At 56.5% G+C, this 15,701-nt stretch carries 17 protein-coding genes and 1 pseudogene; 12 read left to right on the forward strand and 6 right to left on the reverse strand.

Translation table 11 applies throughout. The annotated features are described in order from the left end of the window. Positions 1-74: 74 nt before the first annotated feature. Positions 75-701, reverse strand: coding sequence for a TetR/AcrR family transcriptional regulator (locus tag K5905_RS09995; protein WP_297583134.1), 627 nt, complete (start codon positions 699-701; stop codon positions 75-77). 74 nt (positions 702-775) lie between these two features. Here K5905_RS09995 and K5905_RS10000 point away from each other — a divergent pair, with 74 nt between their 5' ends. The 12 genes from K5905_RS10000 (at position 776) to K5905_RS10055 (ending at position 11,857) form a co-directional block, all read left to right on the forward strand. Beyond that, a complete protein-coding gene (locus K5905_RS10000; RefSeq protein ID WP_297583135.1) occupies positions 776-1,036 on the forward strand; it encodes a hypothetical protein in 261 nt (86 codons plus the stop codon). A gap of 196 nt (positions 1,037-1,232) precedes the next feature. After that, the gene (gene hemA / locus K5905_RS10005) at positions 1,233-2,450 is read left to right on the forward strand and encodes a 5-aminolevulinate synthase (RefSeq protein ID WP_297583170.1); all 1,218 of its coding nucleotides are present in this window, start codon (positions 1,233-1,235) and stop codon (positions 2,448-2,450) included. A gap of 134 nt (positions 2,451-2,584) precedes the next feature. After that, positions 2,585-3,457: an alpha/beta hydrolase-fold protein gene (locus K5905_RS10010; protein ID WP_297583137.1), complete on the forward strand. Its 873-nt coding sequence runs from the start codon at positions 2,585-2,587 to the stop codon at positions 3,455-3,457. Between the two features lie 80 nt (positions 3,458-3,537). After that, a complete protein-coding gene (locus tag K5905_RS10015; RefSeq protein ID WP_297583139.1) occupies positions 3,538-4,272 on the forward strand; it encodes a DUF1194 domain-containing protein in 735 nt (244 codons plus the stop codon). 163 nt (positions 4,273-4,435) lie between these two features. After that, positions 4,436-5,683 carry a cation:proton antiporter gene (locus tag K5905_RS10020; protein WP_297583141.1) on the forward strand — a complete coding sequence of 416 codons (1,248 nt, stop codon included), beginning with the start codon at positions 4,436-4,438 and terminating at the stop codon, positions 5,681-5,683. Positions 5,684-5,759: 76 nt separating this feature from the next. Continuing rightward, a complete protein-coding gene (locus K5905_RS10025; protein WP_297583143.1) occupies positions 5,760-7,370 on the forward strand; it encodes a glutamate synthase-related protein in 1,611 nt (536 codons plus the stop codon). A gap of 29 nt (positions 7,371-7,399) precedes the next feature. After that, on the forward strand, positions 7,400-9,376 hold the full coding sequence (locus tag K5905_RS10030) for a thiamine pyrophosphate-binding protein (protein WP_297583145.1): 1,977 nt from the start codon (positions 7,400-7,402) through the stop codon (positions 9,374-9,376). 43 nt (positions 9,377-9,419) lie between these two features. Further along, positions 9,420-9,641: a hypothetical protein gene (locus K5905_RS10035; RefSeq protein WP_297583148.1), complete on the forward strand. Its 222-nt coding sequence runs from the start codon at positions 9,420-9,422 to the stop codon at positions 9,639-9,641. After that, complete coding sequence (locus K5905_RS10040) at positions 9,638-9,799, forward strand: hypothetical protein (protein WP_297583150.1); 162 nt, start codon at positions 9,638-9,640, stop codon at positions 9,797-9,799. Before K5905_RS10035 ends, K5905_RS10040 begins: the two co-directional genes overlap by 4 nt. Further along, positions 9,796-10,857: a Rieske 2Fe-2S domain-containing protein gene (locus tag K5905_RS10045; protein WP_297583152.1), complete on the forward strand. Its 1,062-nt coding sequence runs from the start codon at positions 9,796-9,798 to the stop codon at positions 10,855-10,857. Before K5905_RS10040 ends, K5905_RS10045 begins: the two co-directional genes overlap by 4 nt. Next, positions 10,854-11,615, forward strand: a complete 762-nt coding sequence (locus K5905_RS10050; RefSeq protein ID WP_297583156.1) for a hypothetical protein — start codon at positions 10,854-10,856, stop codon at positions 11,613-11,615. Before K5905_RS10045 ends, K5905_RS10050 begins: the two co-directional genes overlap by 4 nt. Beyond that, the gene (locus tag K5905_RS10055) at positions 11,612-11,857 is read left to right on the forward strand and encodes a hypothetical protein (protein ID WP_297583159.1); all 246 of its coding nucleotides are present in this window, start codon (positions 11,612-11,614) and stop codon (positions 11,855-11,857) included. The genes K5905_RS10050 and K5905_RS10055 overlap by 4 nt, the downstream gene beginning before the upstream one ends. Positions 11,858-11,859: 2 nt before the next feature. Here the strand turns inward: K5905_RS10055 and K5905_RS10060 are convergent, their stop codons facing one another. From K5905_RS10060 to K5905_RS10080, 5 genes and pseudogenes are all read right to left on the reverse strand, one after another. Continuing rightward, a complete protein-coding gene (locus tag K5905_RS10060) occupies positions 11,860-12,654 on the reverse strand; it encodes an alpha/beta hydrolase (RefSeq protein WP_297583162.1) in 795 nt (264 codons plus the stop codon). Further along, a complete protein-coding gene (locus K5905_RS10065) occupies positions 12,651-13,712 on the reverse strand; it encodes a branched-chain amino acid ABC transporter permease (RefSeq protein ID WP_297583164.1) in 1,062 nt (353 codons plus the stop codon). The genes K5905_RS10060 and K5905_RS10065 overlap by 4 nt, the downstream gene beginning before the upstream one ends. A 15-nt stretch (positions 13,713-13,727) precedes the next feature. Then, positions 13,728-14,756: a branched-chain amino acid ABC transporter permease gene (locus K5905_RS10070; RefSeq protein WP_297583166.1), complete on the reverse strand. Its 1,029-nt coding sequence runs from the start codon at positions 14,754-14,756 to the stop codon at positions 13,728-13,730. Further along, positions 14,753-15,478 carry an ABC transporter ATP-binding protein gene (locus K5905_RS10075; RefSeq protein ID WP_297583168.1) on the reverse strand — a complete coding sequence of 242 codons (726 nt, stop codon included), beginning with the start codon at positions 15,476-15,478 and terminating at the stop codon, positions 14,753-14,755. The genes K5905_RS10070 and K5905_RS10075 overlap by 4 nt, the downstream gene beginning before the upstream one ends. Beyond that, positions 15,478-15,701, reverse strand: a pseudogene (locus tag K5905_RS10080) (ABC transporter ATP-binding protein); the annotation flags it as partial. The gene K5905_RS10075 and the pseudogene K5905_RS10080, both read right to left, overlap by 1 nt.

Below are 15,701 nucleotides of genomic sequence, written 5' to 3' on the forward strand. Positions count from 1 at the left end.
GGTCCGGGCGATTGAGCCACAGCCAGACAACTCCATTCCGATATTCCGTCTCGACAAATGTCATAAAGATGACCTCACGGCTTCAAACCGTTTGCTATCAGGTCATATGCACAGTCAACAAGTTCCTGAACGGGTTTTTCCGACTTGAAAACGACCAGTTGCTCGCCGAGAGCCCGGGCAATTCCCATAAGGGCCCAGGCACGCGTTTCCACATCACCTTCTGATATCTGCCCGGCCTCCGCGGCAGCCGAAAGTCCGCTGCGATAACCGTCTGCAAATGTCGTGTAGTAGGCTTCGTAAGCATCTGGATCGACAAACAGCGCTTCTTGAACAATACGATAGAGATCCGGATGAGCGCGAACAAATTCCAGAAAAGCCTTCAGGCCAACCTTCTCGGCGTCCAGCCTGTTCTCGATACCCTGTGTCGCTTCTGCAATCTTGTGGCGGACCAGTCGGCCCATTTCGAGAACCAGCTCGGAAAACACTTCCTCCTTGGTCTTGAAGTAGATGTAGAACGTGCCTTGGGCGACACCTGCCTCACTGGTAATGTGGCCGATGGAGGCGTCGTTATATCCCTTTGCGCCGATGACCCGCTCTGCCGCACTCAGGATTGACCGGCGCGTAGCCTCTCCACGGGCAGTCTTGGGTTGGTTTCCCGGCGCCTTTTGTTGCGCTTCTGCTTGTCCGGCCGATGTGCTCACGTCCGGTTCCTCCCACGTTCATGAAACATGAATCAGTATTCATGTTTATCTCATGAAAGCAAGGATTTCTTTGTGTGGGTCGTATTTCAGATTCTGCCGATTGGAATATCGCCGATCAAAAGAACGAGAGTGACACTCCTGAAACAATCTCGCGCGTGCTGTTCAAGGCTGAAACGACCGAGCTTTTGGGAATGCTGATTCTGCCGGCCAGGATGATGAACTTAAAGGATAGACTTAAAGCACCTGCTCGAAATTCAAGGCTATGCGTCGCCCCTGCTTCGGAACACAATCAACAACAAAAAGTTGGGCCAATCCCCGGGGTTTTGCTCCTATGACGTTTGGACGCATCCAACCAAATTGACCTTGATCAAGGATAAATTTTTGGTAATGCAGTTTTGAATAGATATAAGTTACCTGCTAGGCTGAAATAGCGCTGCAAGGTCTCGGACGTGAAAAACCGCCTGGATGCGAACTGGGCGGCACAATAAGAGAGGCGCTGGCATGAGGGCCAGCGAAAAGAGGACCGGTATCATGGACGTGAATGCGTATCTGGAAGAGCGCCTTGGCAAACTTCATGACAATGGTAATTACCGGATCTTTGCAGACCTCGAACGTTTGGCCGGAGATTTTCCCCGCGCAAAACGTTATCGCGAAGACGGTTCCGTTCAGGACGTGACCGTATGGTGCTCGAATGACTATCTCGGCATGGGTCAGCACGACAAGGTGGTCGGAGCCATGCAGGATGTCCTTTCAAAATGCGGCGCAGGTGCAGGTGGCACCCGCAACATCTCCGGAACCAACCACTACCACGTTCTTCTGGAGCAGGAGCTGGCCGACCTGCACGCCAAGGAAGCAGCTCTGATTTTCACATCGGGTTATGTTTCCAACTGGGCTGCTCTCGGCACTCTCGCCTCTCAGGTTCCGGGCATGATTGTCTATTCGGACTCGCTGAACCATGCCTCAATGATCGAGGGCATTCGCCATTCCCGCGCCGAAAAACGCGTCTTCAAGCACAATGACGTTGCCGATCTGGAACGCCTGATGGCGGCCGACGATCCCGATGCTCCGAAACTTGTGGCTTTCGAAAGCGTCTATTCCATGGATGGCGACATTGCTCCAATCAAGGAAATCTGCGACGTAGCCGACAAGTTCGGAGCCATGACCTATCTTGATGAAGTTCATGCAGTCGGCATGTACGGACCGCGCGGTGGTGGTGTCGCGGAGCGCGAAGGTCTGATGGATCGCCTGACCATTATCGAGGGAACCCTTGGTAAGGCTTTCGGCGTCATGGGCGGTTACATCACCGGATCCAAGACCGTCGTCGACTTTGTCCGCTCATTTGCTTCCGGTTTCATCTTTACCACGGCCTTGCCCCCGGCGCTGGCCGCAGGCGCGGCAGCCTCCATCCGTCACCTGAAGGACAGCCCGTTCGAGCGCAAGTCGCATAAGGACCGGGTCGCCCAGGTTCGTGCGGCGCTCGACAAGCGCGGCATCCCGCATATGGAGAACCCGAGCCACATTGTTCCGGTGATGGTTGGCGATGCCAAGAAATGCAAATGGATCTCCGACATCCTGCTGGATACCTACGGCATTTACGTGCAGCCGATCAATTATCCGACGGTTCCGGTCGGCACGGAGCGCCTGCGCTTCACCCCGACACCGCTGCACACGGCTGCCGATATCGAGCATCTGGCCAACGCAATCAACGATCTTTGGTCGCAATGCGCGCTGGCCCGCGCGGTTGCCTGACGGCAATCAAGATCCATCAATGATCAACCCGCCTTGGCAACAGGGCGGGTTTTTCTTTTCAAGACTGTCTCAAGGGTGCACATGAAAGGCTCTTTGCCCTGCTTTCGGCCCAATTTGGATGCAACCCAATTGGAATGAATTTCAAAAATATTTTGCTAGTGCCGCTAATCCTCCTGGCCCTGACGGCGATCACCGACGCCGAACCGTTGAGCCACGGATTCCAAATCCCTCGCTCGAATGTGCACATCATACATTCCGAGAAACTGGCTCGCTCGTATCCGATATTTGTGAGAACACCACGCGGCTACGATCGGGCGGAGAACAGCGACAAACACTATCCGGTCATTTATCTAAACGATGGCCCGTATGCCTTTCAAATTGCATCGGGCGTCACCCACATTCCTGAGTTTGGGTCACTCTATGAGCAAGTCATCCTTGTTGGCATATCATACGCTGTAGGCGAGAACGCCAGAGAGAGCCGCACACGGGATCTGACACCAGTTGTGTCGGATTCCTATAAACATGTCGTTGCTCCCGGTACCGGAGGGGCTGACGACTACCACCACTTTCTGGAAACCCAAGTTTTACCATTTGTCGAAACAATCTATCGCGCAGACCCGACCAACAGAACCTTGGCAGGCCACTCGTTCGGTGGTCTGTTTGCTACCTGGGTCCTGTTCAACAATCCGGAACTCTTCCAGAACTACATTATTTCAAGCCCATCAATTTGGCTCAACAAGAAACTGATGTTTCAGATGGAGCAATCCTATGCGGACGAACATGAGGACTTGATCGCAAACGTGTATTTCGGTGTTGGCGAGTTGGAAAACGCAACTGGAAGAAGCATGGTCTCCGACCAGCTGGCCTTGGTCAAAACTCTGCGAAATCGCAACTTTCCCGGATTGAAAATACGGGATCACATCATTCCCGATATCGATCACACGCTGGCATTCCCGATCAATTTCACACGTGCGATTCGTTGGATCCATAGCCCCCAACAACCCTAGAAAGCAGAAGTTTGACCTTTTCCTTTTTGTGTCTCCTGCCCTAGCTACTTGAGGGTGCTCATGTGAAGGGAGCGGAAAAGATGCGGTTTTTAGGTGTTGTAGCCACCTTGTTCCTTTTGACCCTCGTTCCGGCCCAATCGGAGGAGCTGGACCTGGAACTTGTCCTGCTCGCAGATGCGACGGGATCCATTGACGACGCGGAAATCCGTTTTCAACGATCCGGTTATGCCGAAGCGATCACGGATCCGTCAGTGCTCAATGCGATCACCGGCAATGCCTATGGCAAGATCGCCGTCACCTATGTCGAGTGGGGCGATATGTTGTCCCAGGATGTCGTGGTGGGCTGGACGGTGATCGACGGCATGGCGTCCGCCCAGGATTTTGCCGGCAAACTGATGGAAGCTCCACGAAGGGCCTTTGGCCGGAATGCGATCGGTGCCGCACTGCTGAAAGGCAAGGAACTGATCGACACCAATGACCACGAGGGCCTCAGACGGGTGATCGATCTGTCTGCCGATAGTGCCAACAACTGGAATGGCCCCACCATAGGCGAAGCACGGGAAACCGTGGTCTCTTCAGGCATTGTCATCAATGGTCTGGCGGTCCTGTGCCGTCACTGTTCCGGGAGGCCCGTCACCTATGATCTTGAGGAACGTTTTTACAGCGACATTATCGGCGGTCCGGCTGCCTTTGTCGTGACGGCTGACAGCCCCGAGACATTTGCAGATGCGGTCAGGAAAAAGCTGATCCTGGAAATAGCAACGCACCCGGAAGATGCAGACCGCATTCTGCAACGGCTGGCATTGATGCGGTGAAGAAGCTCCCCCATTTGATTCAGGAGCTTCTCCGGATTGGAGTGGTTAAACTAACCTAGCGGAAATTCACGATTGCCACACGTGAGTGTCATCTGCTTATGATTTGAAAAGGTGAGGTCAGCCTGCGCAAATGTCGCCGTGGGCTTCGGGAGAGAGAACGTATATGGCCACCGGACTTTTGATGTTGGCAATGTTTACGGTCTGCTACACCTTGCTGGCCAAAACCCTTTCAAACGGCATTCTGACCGCGCCGATCCTTTTTATCGGCTTCGGTTTTTTCATGGCGCAGACCGGTCTTATGCCGTTGGCCGAAGCCGAGCACCTTCTGCACATCGTTGCCGAGCTTGCGCTCATTATTCTGCTCTTTCTGGACGCCGCCCAGATCAACCTCCAGGCCCTGCGCAAACGTCATCAATGGCCGCTGCGCATGCTGGTTTTCGGCCTGCCGCTTGCTGTTGTGTTCGGCACGGTTGCCGCAGCCCCGTTCCTGTCCGCCTACCCGTTGATTGTCGCAGCGCTTGCAGCTGCGCTCCTTGCCCCGACAGACGCTGCGCTGGGACAGGCCGTTGTCACCAACAAGGCCGTTCCTGAACGGGTCCGGCGTGCCCTGACGCTGGAAAGTGGCCTGAACGATGGCCTTGCCCTGCCCGTCATCCTCCTCTTTGCCAGCCTGACCGCCGAAGTCATGCATCAGGACACGACCAACTGGTTGCTGTTTGGGACCAAGCAACTGGTGTTCGGCCCGCTTGTCGGAGGTATCATCGGCGCGGTCGGCGGCATTCTGTTTCTGGCGGCAAAACGTCGAAAGATGACCACGGCGACGATAGAGGGCATCGGTGCGATCGCGATGGCAGGTAGCGCCTATCTCGCCGCCGGCATGATTGATGGGAACGGTTTCATTTCCGCGTTTGTCGCAGGGCTGTTCTTCGGAAATGTTATCAAGGGCCAATGTGCCTTCATCTACGAATTCACCGAGAGCGAAGGGCAAATGCTCGCCTGGGGCGCTTTTTTCCTCATAGGCTTGGCTCTTGTACCCGAAGCCATTGCTCATCTTGATGCTGCGACTCTGGCGATCATTCTGATCAGCCTCTTTATCGTGCGCCCGCTAGCGGTCTGGTTGTCGCTGGCCGGCACCGACGCCGCGCCGCTCACCAGGATTTTCTTTGGATGGTTCGGTCCACGCGGTCTCGCCACTGCCCTCTTCGCCCTGCTTGTCGTGGACCAGATCGACCACGAGATCGGCGAGCAGCTGCTGATCCTGGCCGTCAACACTGTCTGGATCAGCGCGGTTCTGCATGGCGTTACGGCGGTCCCGCTTGCCAAATGGTACGGCGCACGCATGTCGGAACGGGAAGGCGCTGCGGAGATGGTGGAAGTCCCACCCATGAGGCCGGAGCTGCCAGCCGATTGACGATCGTATCAAGATACCAACAACCAAACAGCCAGGGCATTGCCGAGATTGGCAAAACCGATAGCCGGGGGAAGACATGAAAAAACAAGTTGTTGCAAAACTAAGCGCGCTGCCGGACCGAGATCCACAATATGCGCTTGTTGCCAATGTCGATCTGGTCGTGGTTCGGTTTGACGATCAGATTTCGGTTTTCTATGGCCGATGTCTTCACCGCGGCGCACTGATGTCAGATGGTTATGTCGACGGCGACAATCTGATTTGCGGTGTGCACTACTGGGATTACCGGCTCGACAGCGGCGTATCCGAATACAACAACTCAGAGGCTTTACGGAAATTCAAAAGCTGGGTCGAGGGCGACGACATTCTGGTCGATGAAGACGAGATCGCGGTCTGGGCCGAGGAAAACCCTCAGCCTTTCAATCGCGAGGCATATCTTGGCCTTTATGCAGACACCAGCCACGGTACCGAAGAAGAGCCTTACAATGGCTTGATCCAGCAATATGCACGCGATGGACTCAGCAAGACCGGGCATCACGGCAGGGTTGATGCCATGGGCGTTCCCCGGGTTCATTTGCCCGATTGGGACGACATCCAGCTCCTTACGGCACAACTTCATCGACCGCCTATGCTGGACGACACGCCGGTAGGAACCGACGTGGTCATTGGTCCGAACGCGCAAAAACCCTTGCGGCTCAAGATCCCGCTCTTTGTTTCCGACATGAGCTATGGCGCGCTTTCGGAACCTGCCAAGGTCGCCCTGGCGCGGGGGGCCGAACTTGCGGGCACCGGAATCTGCTCTGGCGAAGGCGGTATGCTGCCGGAAGAGCAGGAAGCCAATTCCCGTTACTTTTATGAGCTGGCATCTGCCCGTTTCGGCTTCGACTGGGAGAAGCTGAACAAGGTTCAAGCGTTCCACTTCAAGGGTGGCCAGGGTGCCAAGACCGGCACCGGCGGACACTTGCCCGGCGCTAAGGTGAAGGGCAAGATCGCGGAAGTTCGTGGCCTCAATGAAGGCGAAGACGCGATTTCTCCCCCGCGTTTTCCCGATTGGACGGAAGTTTCCCAGATCAAGGACTTTGCCGACGAAGTGCGCAGCCGGACCGGTGGCATCCCAATCGGTTACAAGCTCTCGGCCCAACACATCGAAAAGGACATCGATGCGGCGCTTGAAGTTGGCGTCGACTACATCATTCTGGATGGGCGCGGCGGCGGGACCGGTGCGGCACCCATCATTTTCCGCGACAACATTTCGGTGCCGACCATCCCGGCGCTTGCCCGCGCAAGACGCCACCTGGACACTCTCGGTCGCTCCGACGTGACCCTGGTCATCACCGGCGGTCTTCGCAAACCGGCAGATTTCATCAAGGCTCTGGCGCTTGGCGCGGACGCTGTGGCGGTATCCAACTCCGCGATGCAGGCAATCGGCTGTATCGCCATGCGCGCTTGCCACACCAACAACTGTCCGGTCGGCATCGCGACTCAGAAACCGCATCTTGTAAACCGGCTGCAAATCGAAAAATCCGCCCGCCAGCTCACAAATTTTTTTGAAGCCTCGGTGGAGCTGATGCAGGTGATGGCACGGGCCTGCGGATATTCACATCTCAATCAGTTCAACCCGGAAGACCTGACCACCTGGAAACGGGAAATGGCAGATCTTTCCGGAGTTGCCTATGGCGGCGTTGCCTGACCTTGTCGGGTCTCTAGAGGGAGGACGAAATGGACGCTCAAAATCTCGACTGGATCAAGGTTGGTCACGTAGACGACCTGCCGGAGGGACGTGTCAAAACAGTGACGGCGCGCACAACGTCGATCTGCCTGTCGCATTTTGATGGTCAGTGGGCTGCAATGGACAATCACTGTCCGCACCAGCGCGGCCCTTTGGGTGAAGGCTCAATCGAAGAGGGCTCCGACGGCAAATGCTGGATCCGGTGCCCCTGGCACGGTTGGGATTTCGATCCTCTGACCGGCGCACCTCCCGGTGGCCATGAGGACACCGGTCAGAAAATCTTCCCCTTGAAAATCGAAGACGGCACAATCTTCGTCGGTCTGGAACCGGAGCCAGAGCACGAACGAACCGTGACGGATGTCATGGCTGAAACGATGGTCAATTGGGGTGTCAAACGCGTCTTCGGCATGGTGGGACATTCCAACCTCGGCCTGGCTGACGCCATCCGCCTACAGGTGAACAAGGGTAACCTGGGGTATGTCGGCATCCGACACGAAGGTGCAGCCGCTTTCGCCGCCTCCGCCTATGGCAAACTGACCGGCAAGCCGGCCGCATGCCTCACCATCGCAGGTCCGGGAGCAACCAATCTCCTGACAGGCCTCTGGGACGCCAAGGTCGACCGCGCGCCGGTTCTGGCTCTCACGGGTCAGGTGCAGACACAGGTTTTCGGTCCCGGGGCTTTTCAGGATATCGACCTGAAATCCGCCTTTGAGGCCGTTTCCCGATTCTCGCAACCTGTTTTGAGCACCTCAAACCACGCTGAATTGATGTCGCTGGCTCTCAAAACAGCCTTGGTGGAGCGGGATGTCGCCAACCTGATCTTTCCCGACGACGTTCAGACCAATCCGAGTGACAAGAAAGCCGGGCAACCGGAAGGACGCCTTGGCGGCACCGAAATCTCGCCGTCGTCAGAGGACCTCTCCAATGCCGTTCAGATGATCAACGAGGCAAAGCGCCCCGCTATCGTGCTCGGTTATGGTGCAAAGGACGTCCGCGAAAAGGTCATCGCTCTGGCTGAAAAAATCGGCGCACCGGTCATGACCACCTTCAAGGGCAAAGGCCTGATCCCGGACAGCCATCCTCTCGCGGCTGGTGTTCTCGGTCGCTCGGGAACCCCCATTGCCAGCTGGTTCATGAACGAAGCGGATCTCATCATTTCTCTTGGTTCGTCCTTTGCCAACCACACAGGCATCGCGCCTTACAAGCCCATCATCCAGGTGGATTTTGAACGTATGCAACTCGGCAAGTTTCATCCGGTGACCTTGCCGGTCTGGGGCGAAATCGGAACCTTCTGCTCTGCCATCATGGACCGAGTCCGCAAACCGGGTGATGCACCTGATCAGGTGAGTGAACTCGCCGAGCGTTGGGTGATCTGGCGCGAGGAAAAGGAACTGCGGCTGATGGAAGATCAGGGCCATGGCATTCATTCCGCCGCCGTCTTCAAAGCCTTGACCGAACTCTGTCCGGAAGATGCGATCATCCCGGTGGATGTCGGCAACAACACCTATTCCTTCGGTCGTTACTTCGAACCTCGGGGACAACGGATCCTGATGTCCGGCTATCTCGGCTCCATCGGCTTTAGTCTTCCCGCAGCACTCGGTGCCTGGTGCGCCACACAGGATTTCGAGCAATACAGGAACCGCAAGGTGATCTCGATCTCCGGCGATGGCGGCTTCGGTCAATATGCTATGGAGTTCACGACGGCGGTCAAATACGGCATGAACATCACCCACATCCTGCTGAACAACAGCGAGCTCGGCAAAATTTCAAAGGAGCAACGATCCGGCGAGTGGCCTGTCTGGGAGACGAACCTCACCAATCCTTCCTTTGCCGCTTTTGCCCGGCTTTGCGGTGGACATGGCCACAGGGTAACGGATCCTTCAGAACTAGGGGATGCAATTGGAGCAGCGATCGCACATGATGGGCCATCGCTGGTGGAGATCGTAACAGACGCGGATCTTGTGTGATGTCAGCAGAAGATAAAGTGCTTGTTGGTATAGGGGGGACATATTGCAGATAAGCGCATTTCTGATCGATCTGGGCCAATACTACCTGATGGCAGGTGGAGTGGTCGCAGCACTGTTTCTTGTCATCGGAGTTGATCGCGTGGAACCCTCGGCGCGTGGCTCCTATGCATTTCGGCCACTTTTGATACCCGGCATCTGCCTGATCTGGCCCCTGGTGCTGTACCGCTGGTATGTGCTGGAGAAATTTGGGGAGGCCCGCAGATGAAACGGGCACACCGCACCGCACATGCTCGCATCTGGACCGTCCTGGTTGTTTTGCTGCCGCTCGCCTTTTTCACAATCCTGGCCCTGCGCCAAACGCCACCTGCGGACCGGCCAGCTGTTCTGATCGAGGCCCCGAACGGCGCGGAGGCGGGTCAATGAGTGTTCAGTACATGCCGGTCATCTGGAACCGGATCTTTTACGACGCCGTCCTTCTGGTCGCAGTGGCGCTTTATCTTTACGTCTTTATCCGTTTCGCACCCGGTTTCGAAGATGTCACCAAACCGATTGACGGTGCGATCCTGAGAATGCGTGCCTTCGGCAGCTGCGCCTTCCTGATGCTGACTGTCATCCTTTGCATAGGCCCGCTCGCAAGGCTTGACCGCCGGTTTCTGCCGCTTCTTTACAATCGGCGGCATTTCGGTGTCATGACTGCGGGTATTGCAGCGGTGCACGCCAACTATGTGTTGGGGTGGTACTTCAGTTTCTCGCCGACAGACAAATTCGTCGCCCTTTTGTCCTCCAACACCAACTACGGCCAGATCCTCGGGTTTCCCTTTGAAGTCTTCGGCATTGTCGCACTGCTGATCCTGTTCGTTCTGGCTGCGACAAGCCATGATTTCTGGTTGAGCTTCCTGGGCGCACCGCTCTGGAAGGCGCTGCATATGTCCATCTATGTAGCTTACGTCGCGGTCGTCCTTCATGTGGCACTCGGCGCGCTACAGGGTCCGGCGGACCCGATTTTCACCAGTGTGGTTGCTGCAAGCGTGGTTCTTGTCTCCGGCCTTCATTTCGCCACTGGCCGCATGGAAGCCAGCAGAGACAAGGGCGAAGAAACCGCGAAAGCCGCTCTGCAGGACAAAGGCTGGGTGGTTGCAGGAGAGGTCGATGAAATCGATGACGATTGCGCCAAGGTTGTCACCTTGTCGGAAGATGAGCGGGTCGCGATATTCAAATACGACGGCAAGCTTTCGGCGATCACCAATGCCTGCGCACACCAGAATGGTCCGTTGGGCGAAGGCAAGGTGCTCTGGGGCTGCATCACCTGTCCCTGGCACGGGTACCAGTACAATCTGGCAGATGGCCGTGCACCGGAACCCTTTACAGAAAAAATCTCGACCTACCGGCTGAAGCTCATTGGGTCGACAATTCTGCTGGACCCGAATGCCCTGCCGCCCGGCACCCATGTGGAACCGACTGAGATAGGAGCCGCCGCATGAGCTGGAAACAAACCAAGGACGCTCCGTTCTTTGTCGGATACCTGAACGCAATCCCGAGACAGCTTGTGTCCTTTTTGGCGGTTTTCGCGGTCTGTTTTGTCGGCGGCCTGGGATTGGCAGCCCTGGCCTTGTCGTCGACGCAGAACGATCCGGGCAATGGCGGATTTCAGTGGGGCAACCGCTATGAGAACAAGGGACTTCTGGAATTGCGCCCGTACCCGGTTTTTCGCGTTCCGGCCGACGGTGACACGCCTGCCAGATCCTATATGCTTGCCGGCCAGGGCAAGCGCGGGGTTTTCTCCCAGACCGAGTCTAATGAAGGCAACCCGGTAATGGTGCGCGGTGTTCCGGTCAACCGGGGCGATCTCACCATGATCCAGGTCGGGCGGGTCGAGGCGAGCGAAGACCAGCTTGGAGGCTTCACCCCTGCCGAACCTGTCCCGCTCGGTCGCTGGAAACTGACAGGCGAAATCTGCGACGGCAAATGTTATGCAGGGGCGATGCGCCCCGGCCGCGGGCTGGCGCACAAGGCCTGCGCGGACCTCTGCCTGACTGGTGGCATTCCACCTGTTTTCGTCTCCTCTGGCCCGGTCGAAAACCGAAATTTCTTCCTGATGGCCGACAAGGAGGGAAATCTCCTCGGCGACGAAATCAAGCCACTGTTGGCGCTCTTCATCGAAGTCGAAGGAGATGTCGAGCGGCTTGACGATCTGATGGTCTTCAAGGTCGATCTTGCGACGGCGAGGGTGTTGAAATGAGCGAAAAACCTCAAAAGCCTGCCTGGCAGACGATCCTGACATCGCTCGTGTTGACGGCAGCACTTGCCGCGGTTGCGTATTACGTCTGGCGCTACGCCAATATCGGCGCTCGCGAGTTCGCACGCGGCACGCTTTTGACCGATATGCGCTTCTTCGTCGGAATGCTGGCGGTATTTCTGATGCTGACTTTTCTTGACCGCATCATCGAATTTGTGAAGTCGAAATTCGGAGACGGACACTGACATCACTGCCGGATCAGCGTCAGCAATAGCTCGTTGAACTTCTCCGGTTCTTCCAGATGGGGCGCATGGCCGGAACGCTCAAATCCGTGCAGGTGAAAATCTGCAACATTTTCCTCGTGCCAGCGATGGACACCTTGACCGTAAAGAAAACTCTGAAGCCCTGCTGCCAGATGAAACGGCAGCTTCAGGGTCTTAAGCGTTTGCCGGAAATCCTGCGCCGTCAGCGATTTCCACATCGGTTGAAGCAATTGTGGATCGGCCTTGGCAATTTCGTTGCGGGCGAAGTCCAGCGTGCCTGGATTTGTTCGCTCGTTTTCAGCAAACAGCCTTCTGGCAATTCTTGACGGAAGCTTCGGCCAGTCGGCCACGATGGCTTCAAGAAAATGCGTGTTGAGTTCCGGGGTCAGCCCGCTCAATGTTCCGTTGGACCAGTCTAGTGTGTTCAGGACCTTCGGTGACATATCGATAGCAACAACGGCGGAAAACCGATCGCCTCCGTATCGCTCGAGCATGGAATAGACAACCAGCGCACCCATTGACCAGCCACAGACGACAATGTCGCTCAGATCCTGATCCCGCAGATAGCCGTAAAGCGCATCCGCCGACGCTTCAATGCTGAGCGGCACGAGATCGCAGGTCTTTCCATGTCCCGGAAGATCCGGCGTTATACAACGCGCATGGGCCTTGAGCTGCTCGACCTGATGACAAAAGAATTGCCCGGGACAGGACCAGCCATGGACGAGCACCAGCGGACGCCCTCTCCCTTCATCGCGTATATGGAGTTGGTTTTTGCTCACGCACGCCCTGACCGCAATCGTCCGACAATTCCACTTGGGAAGAAGTAGACCGACAAGATAAACAAGACCCCCAGCCAGAGCAGCCAGCGTTCAGGCGCAACAAGCGTGGAAACGAAGGGAACTGCGCTGGTCGCGTCGGCTGCCACACCCATCAGATTTTGAAGATAGGTCTGAGCCAGAATGAAAAGCGTTGCCCCGAGCACCGCTCCGTAAAGCGTGCCCATGCCCCCTATCACGACCATCAGTAAGATGTCGATCATGATTTCCATGGAAAGCGTGGTCGCCGGACCGGTATAGCGCAGCCAGATAGCCAGGAGTGACCCGGCCAGTGCAGCCATGATCGCGGAGAGCACTGTCGCAGTTGTCCGGTACCAGACAACCCGGTAGCCAATTGCCTCGGCACGGAAAGCATTGTCGCGCACCGCTTTCAGGGTCCGGCCGAAGGGCGAGTTGACGATCCGCAGCATGACCAGGAAAAGGATCGCTGAAGCAAAAAACACCAGATAATAGGCCAGCAGTTTGCCGTTTATTCGAACGCCGAACACCTTCTCCTTGACCAGTTTGAAAGCGGGTGTCAGCTCACGCGGGATCTTGTAATTGAGACCATCCTCACCGCCAGTGAGCCAGGACATCTGCGACACCAGGACGGCAAAGGCACTGGCCACCGCCAGCGTCACCATGGCAAAGAATATTGCCTTCACGCGCAAGGAGAACAACCCAATCGCAAGTGCGAATGCCGCCGCAATCACGGCACCTGCCGCAGTCCCCCAGATCAGCGACCAGTAGCTCGGTCCGGCGGCGTTGAGCGCCAGTGCCGTTCCATAGGCGCCGATGCCGAAGAACATCGTATGCGCGAATGAGACAATGCCGGAATATCCCAAAAGCAGATCGTAGCTCGCCACCAGCACGATAAAGATGCAAATCCGGGCGGCGGTCTCAAGTGACTTGGTACCTGGAAACAGAAAGGGAGCGAAGGCAAGCGAAATCAGAACGATCAGCAGCAGAACCGTCAACAGTCCACTGCGCGGCGTATCGCCTGAAAGAAGTCTGGTCAGCATGATCTGGTCTCCGCCTTACTTCGCTTTGACGACCGGATAGAGCCCTTGCGGACGCCACATCAAAATCACCACCATGAGGGCGATGGTGGAAATCAGCGCGACCTTTGGTGCAAGGAAGGCGGTGTAATTGGCCAGAAGCCCGACGAGCAACGCGCCGATGAAACACCCCTCCACCGATCCGAGACCGCCGATGATCACGACAATGAACACGAGCACCATGATTTCGGAGCCCATATGGGCAGTGATGGTTTCCTGATACAGCCCCCACATGACACCGCCGAGCCCGGCCAGCGCGGAACCGGTCATGAAGACGATCAGGAACAGACGGCGGATGCGATAGCCGAGCGCTTCAACCATCTCGCCGTTCTCCACACCGGCACGCACCAGCAGCCCGACCTTGGTCTTCTTCAGGATATGGCGCATGCCGATAAACAGCGCGAGGCCTATGACAACGGCGACAAGCCGGTATTTTTCAATTGCCGCCTCACCGATAACCAGGGATCCCTGAAAGGCTTCGGGGCGGGAAATGTGCAACTCATCCGGCCCCCAGACGACATAAATCATCTGTTGAGCCACGATCAGCCCCCCCATGGTAACCAGGATCTGCTTCAGGTGCTCGCCATAGACCGGCATCACGATCACCCTCTCGAACGCATAGCCCAGCAGACCGGTGACCAGCATCGCTGCAAGAATTGCAATCAGCACAGCGGCCAGATTCAACATGACACTCGGCGATGCGGTCCAGCCCGCCAACCAGGCCAACACGGTAAAGCCGACAAAGGCGCCGACGGCGACGAATGCGCCATGGCCGAAATTGATCACATCCATCAGGCCGAAAACCACTGTCAGTCCTGAAGCCATGATGAAGATCATCATTCCCATGGCGAGACCGGCGACGGTCAGAGTGAGCCAACTGGCGGGGTTCCCGATTGCCGCCAGACCGGCGACCGCCAGAAACGGCACGAGCAGAACCGGTAGTTTCTGAAAGAACTGATCTTTGAACGGAACTTTCTCGATCCTCGGTTTGATCGCGGTATCGCTCATTGGTGCGCCTCCAGGCTCAGTCCCATCAGTTTCTCCTGCAGGGCGGCATCATCCACCAGTTCGCGCATGGAACCTGAGTGAATGATGCGACCGTCATCCATGACGGCGACCGTGTCACCGACATTCGAGGCCATGGCGAAATTCTGCTCCACGAGAAAAATTGTGGTGTCCGTAGCCTTCAATTCCCGAAGGGCATCGGTCATCGCCTTGATAATGGCCGGTGCCAGTCCTTTTGTCGGTTCATCGATCAGGATCAGGCGGCGCGGCTCGATGATCGCCCGAGCGACCGACAGCATCTGCTTCTGCCCACCCGACAAGGTTCCGGCTGACGAGTTCCAGAATGTTCCGATCGGTGGAAACAGCTCCTTGATCCAGCCAAGACGTTTGGCGTCGATCGGCCCGTTGGCAGCGGCAAGCGACATATTTTCTGCAACCGACAGATCCGTGAAGATGCCCATATCCTCCGGAACGAAGGCAATTCCCCGCCTGGAGATCTCGGGCGTATCCAGTTTGGTAATGGCACGATCCTGAAATCGGATTTCGCCCTGACTGGCCGTCCAAAGGCCCATGATCGTACGGAGTGTCGTGGTTTTACCTGCGCCGTTCCGACCGAGAAGCACAGTTACACCGCCTTCCGGCACCACAAGGTCCACGCCCTGCAGAATATGATACGGCCCGATATGCGTGTGAACGCCCGATAGGGAAAGAAGTGTTTGAGCCATTATGCTGCCTCAGGCGCTTTGCCGAGATAAGCTTCCTGAACAACTGGCAGAGCGATCACTTCAGCCGGGTCGCCATCGGCTACAAGCTCACCGTTGTGAAGAACGATGATCCGGTCCGCGAGACTGCGGATCACATCCATCTTGTGCTCGACCAGCAAAATGGTCCGGTCCATGTCGGCCTTCAGTTTCTGTATCAGTTCCAGGATCACCGGAACTTCGTCGA

Origin of the sequence: Roseibium sp., assembly GCF_025698965.1 — a bacterium.
Taxonomy (GTDB): Bacteria; Pseudomonadota; Alphaproteobacteria; order Rhizobiales; family Stappiaceae; genus Roseibium.

What these genes read in the sequence shown, in the direction of transcription:
- K5905_RS10070 (WP_297583166.1), bottom strand. Translation starts at nt 14,756, where the DNA reads ATGAGCGATACCGCGATCAAACCGAGGATCGAGAAAGTTCCGTTCAAA.
- K5905_RS10075 (WP_297583168.1), bottom strand. Translation starts at nt 15,478, where the DNA reads ATGGCTCAAACACTTCTTTCCCTATCGGGCGTTCACACGCATATCGGG.
- K5905_RS10065 (WP_297583164.1), bottom strand. Translation starts at nt 13,712, where the DNA reads ATGCTGACCAGACTTCTTTCAGGCGATACGCCGCGCAGTGGACTGTTG.
- K5905_RS10020 (WP_297583141.1), top strand. Translation starts at nt 4,436, where the DNA reads ATGGCCACCGGACTTTTGATGTTGGCAATGTTTACGGTCTGCTACACC.
- K5905_RS10030 (WP_297583145.1), top strand. Translation starts at nt 7,400, where the DNA reads ATGGACGCTCAAAATCTCGACTGGATCAAGGTTGGTCACGTAGACGAC.
- K5905_RS10015 (WP_297583139.1), top strand. Translation starts at nt 3,538, where the DNA reads ATGCGGTTTTTAGGTGTTGTAGCCACCTTGTTCCTTTTGACCCTCGTT.
- K5905_RS10025 (WP_297583143.1), top strand. Translation starts at nt 5,760, where the DNA reads ATGAAAAAACAAGTTGTTGCAAAACTAAGCGCGCTGCCGGACCGAGAT.
- hemA (WP_297583170.1), top strand. Translation starts at nt 1,233, where the DNA reads ATGGACGTGAATGCGTATCTGGAAGAGCGCCTTGGCAAACTTCATGAC.
- K5905_RS10045 (WP_297583152.1), top strand. Translation starts at nt 9,796, where the DNA reads ATGAGTGTTCAGTACATGCCGGTCATCTGGAACCGGATCTTTTACGAC.
- K5905_RS10055 (WP_297583159.1), top strand. Translation starts at nt 11,612, where the DNA reads ATGAGCGAAAAACCTCAAAAGCCTGCCTGGCAGACGATCCTGACATCG.
- K5905_RS10040 (WP_297583150.1), top strand. Translation starts at nt 9,638, where the DNA reads ATGAAACGGGCACACCGCACCGCACATGCTCGCATCTGGACCGTCCTG.
- K5905_RS10010 (WP_297583137.1), top strand. Translation starts at nt 2,585, where the DNA reads ATGAATTTCAAAAATATTTTGCTAGTGCCGCTAATCCTCCTGGCCCTG.
- K5905_RS10050 (WP_297583156.1), top strand. Translation starts at nt 10,854, where the DNA reads ATGAGCTGGAAACAAACCAAGGACGCTCCGTTCTTTGTCGGATACCTG.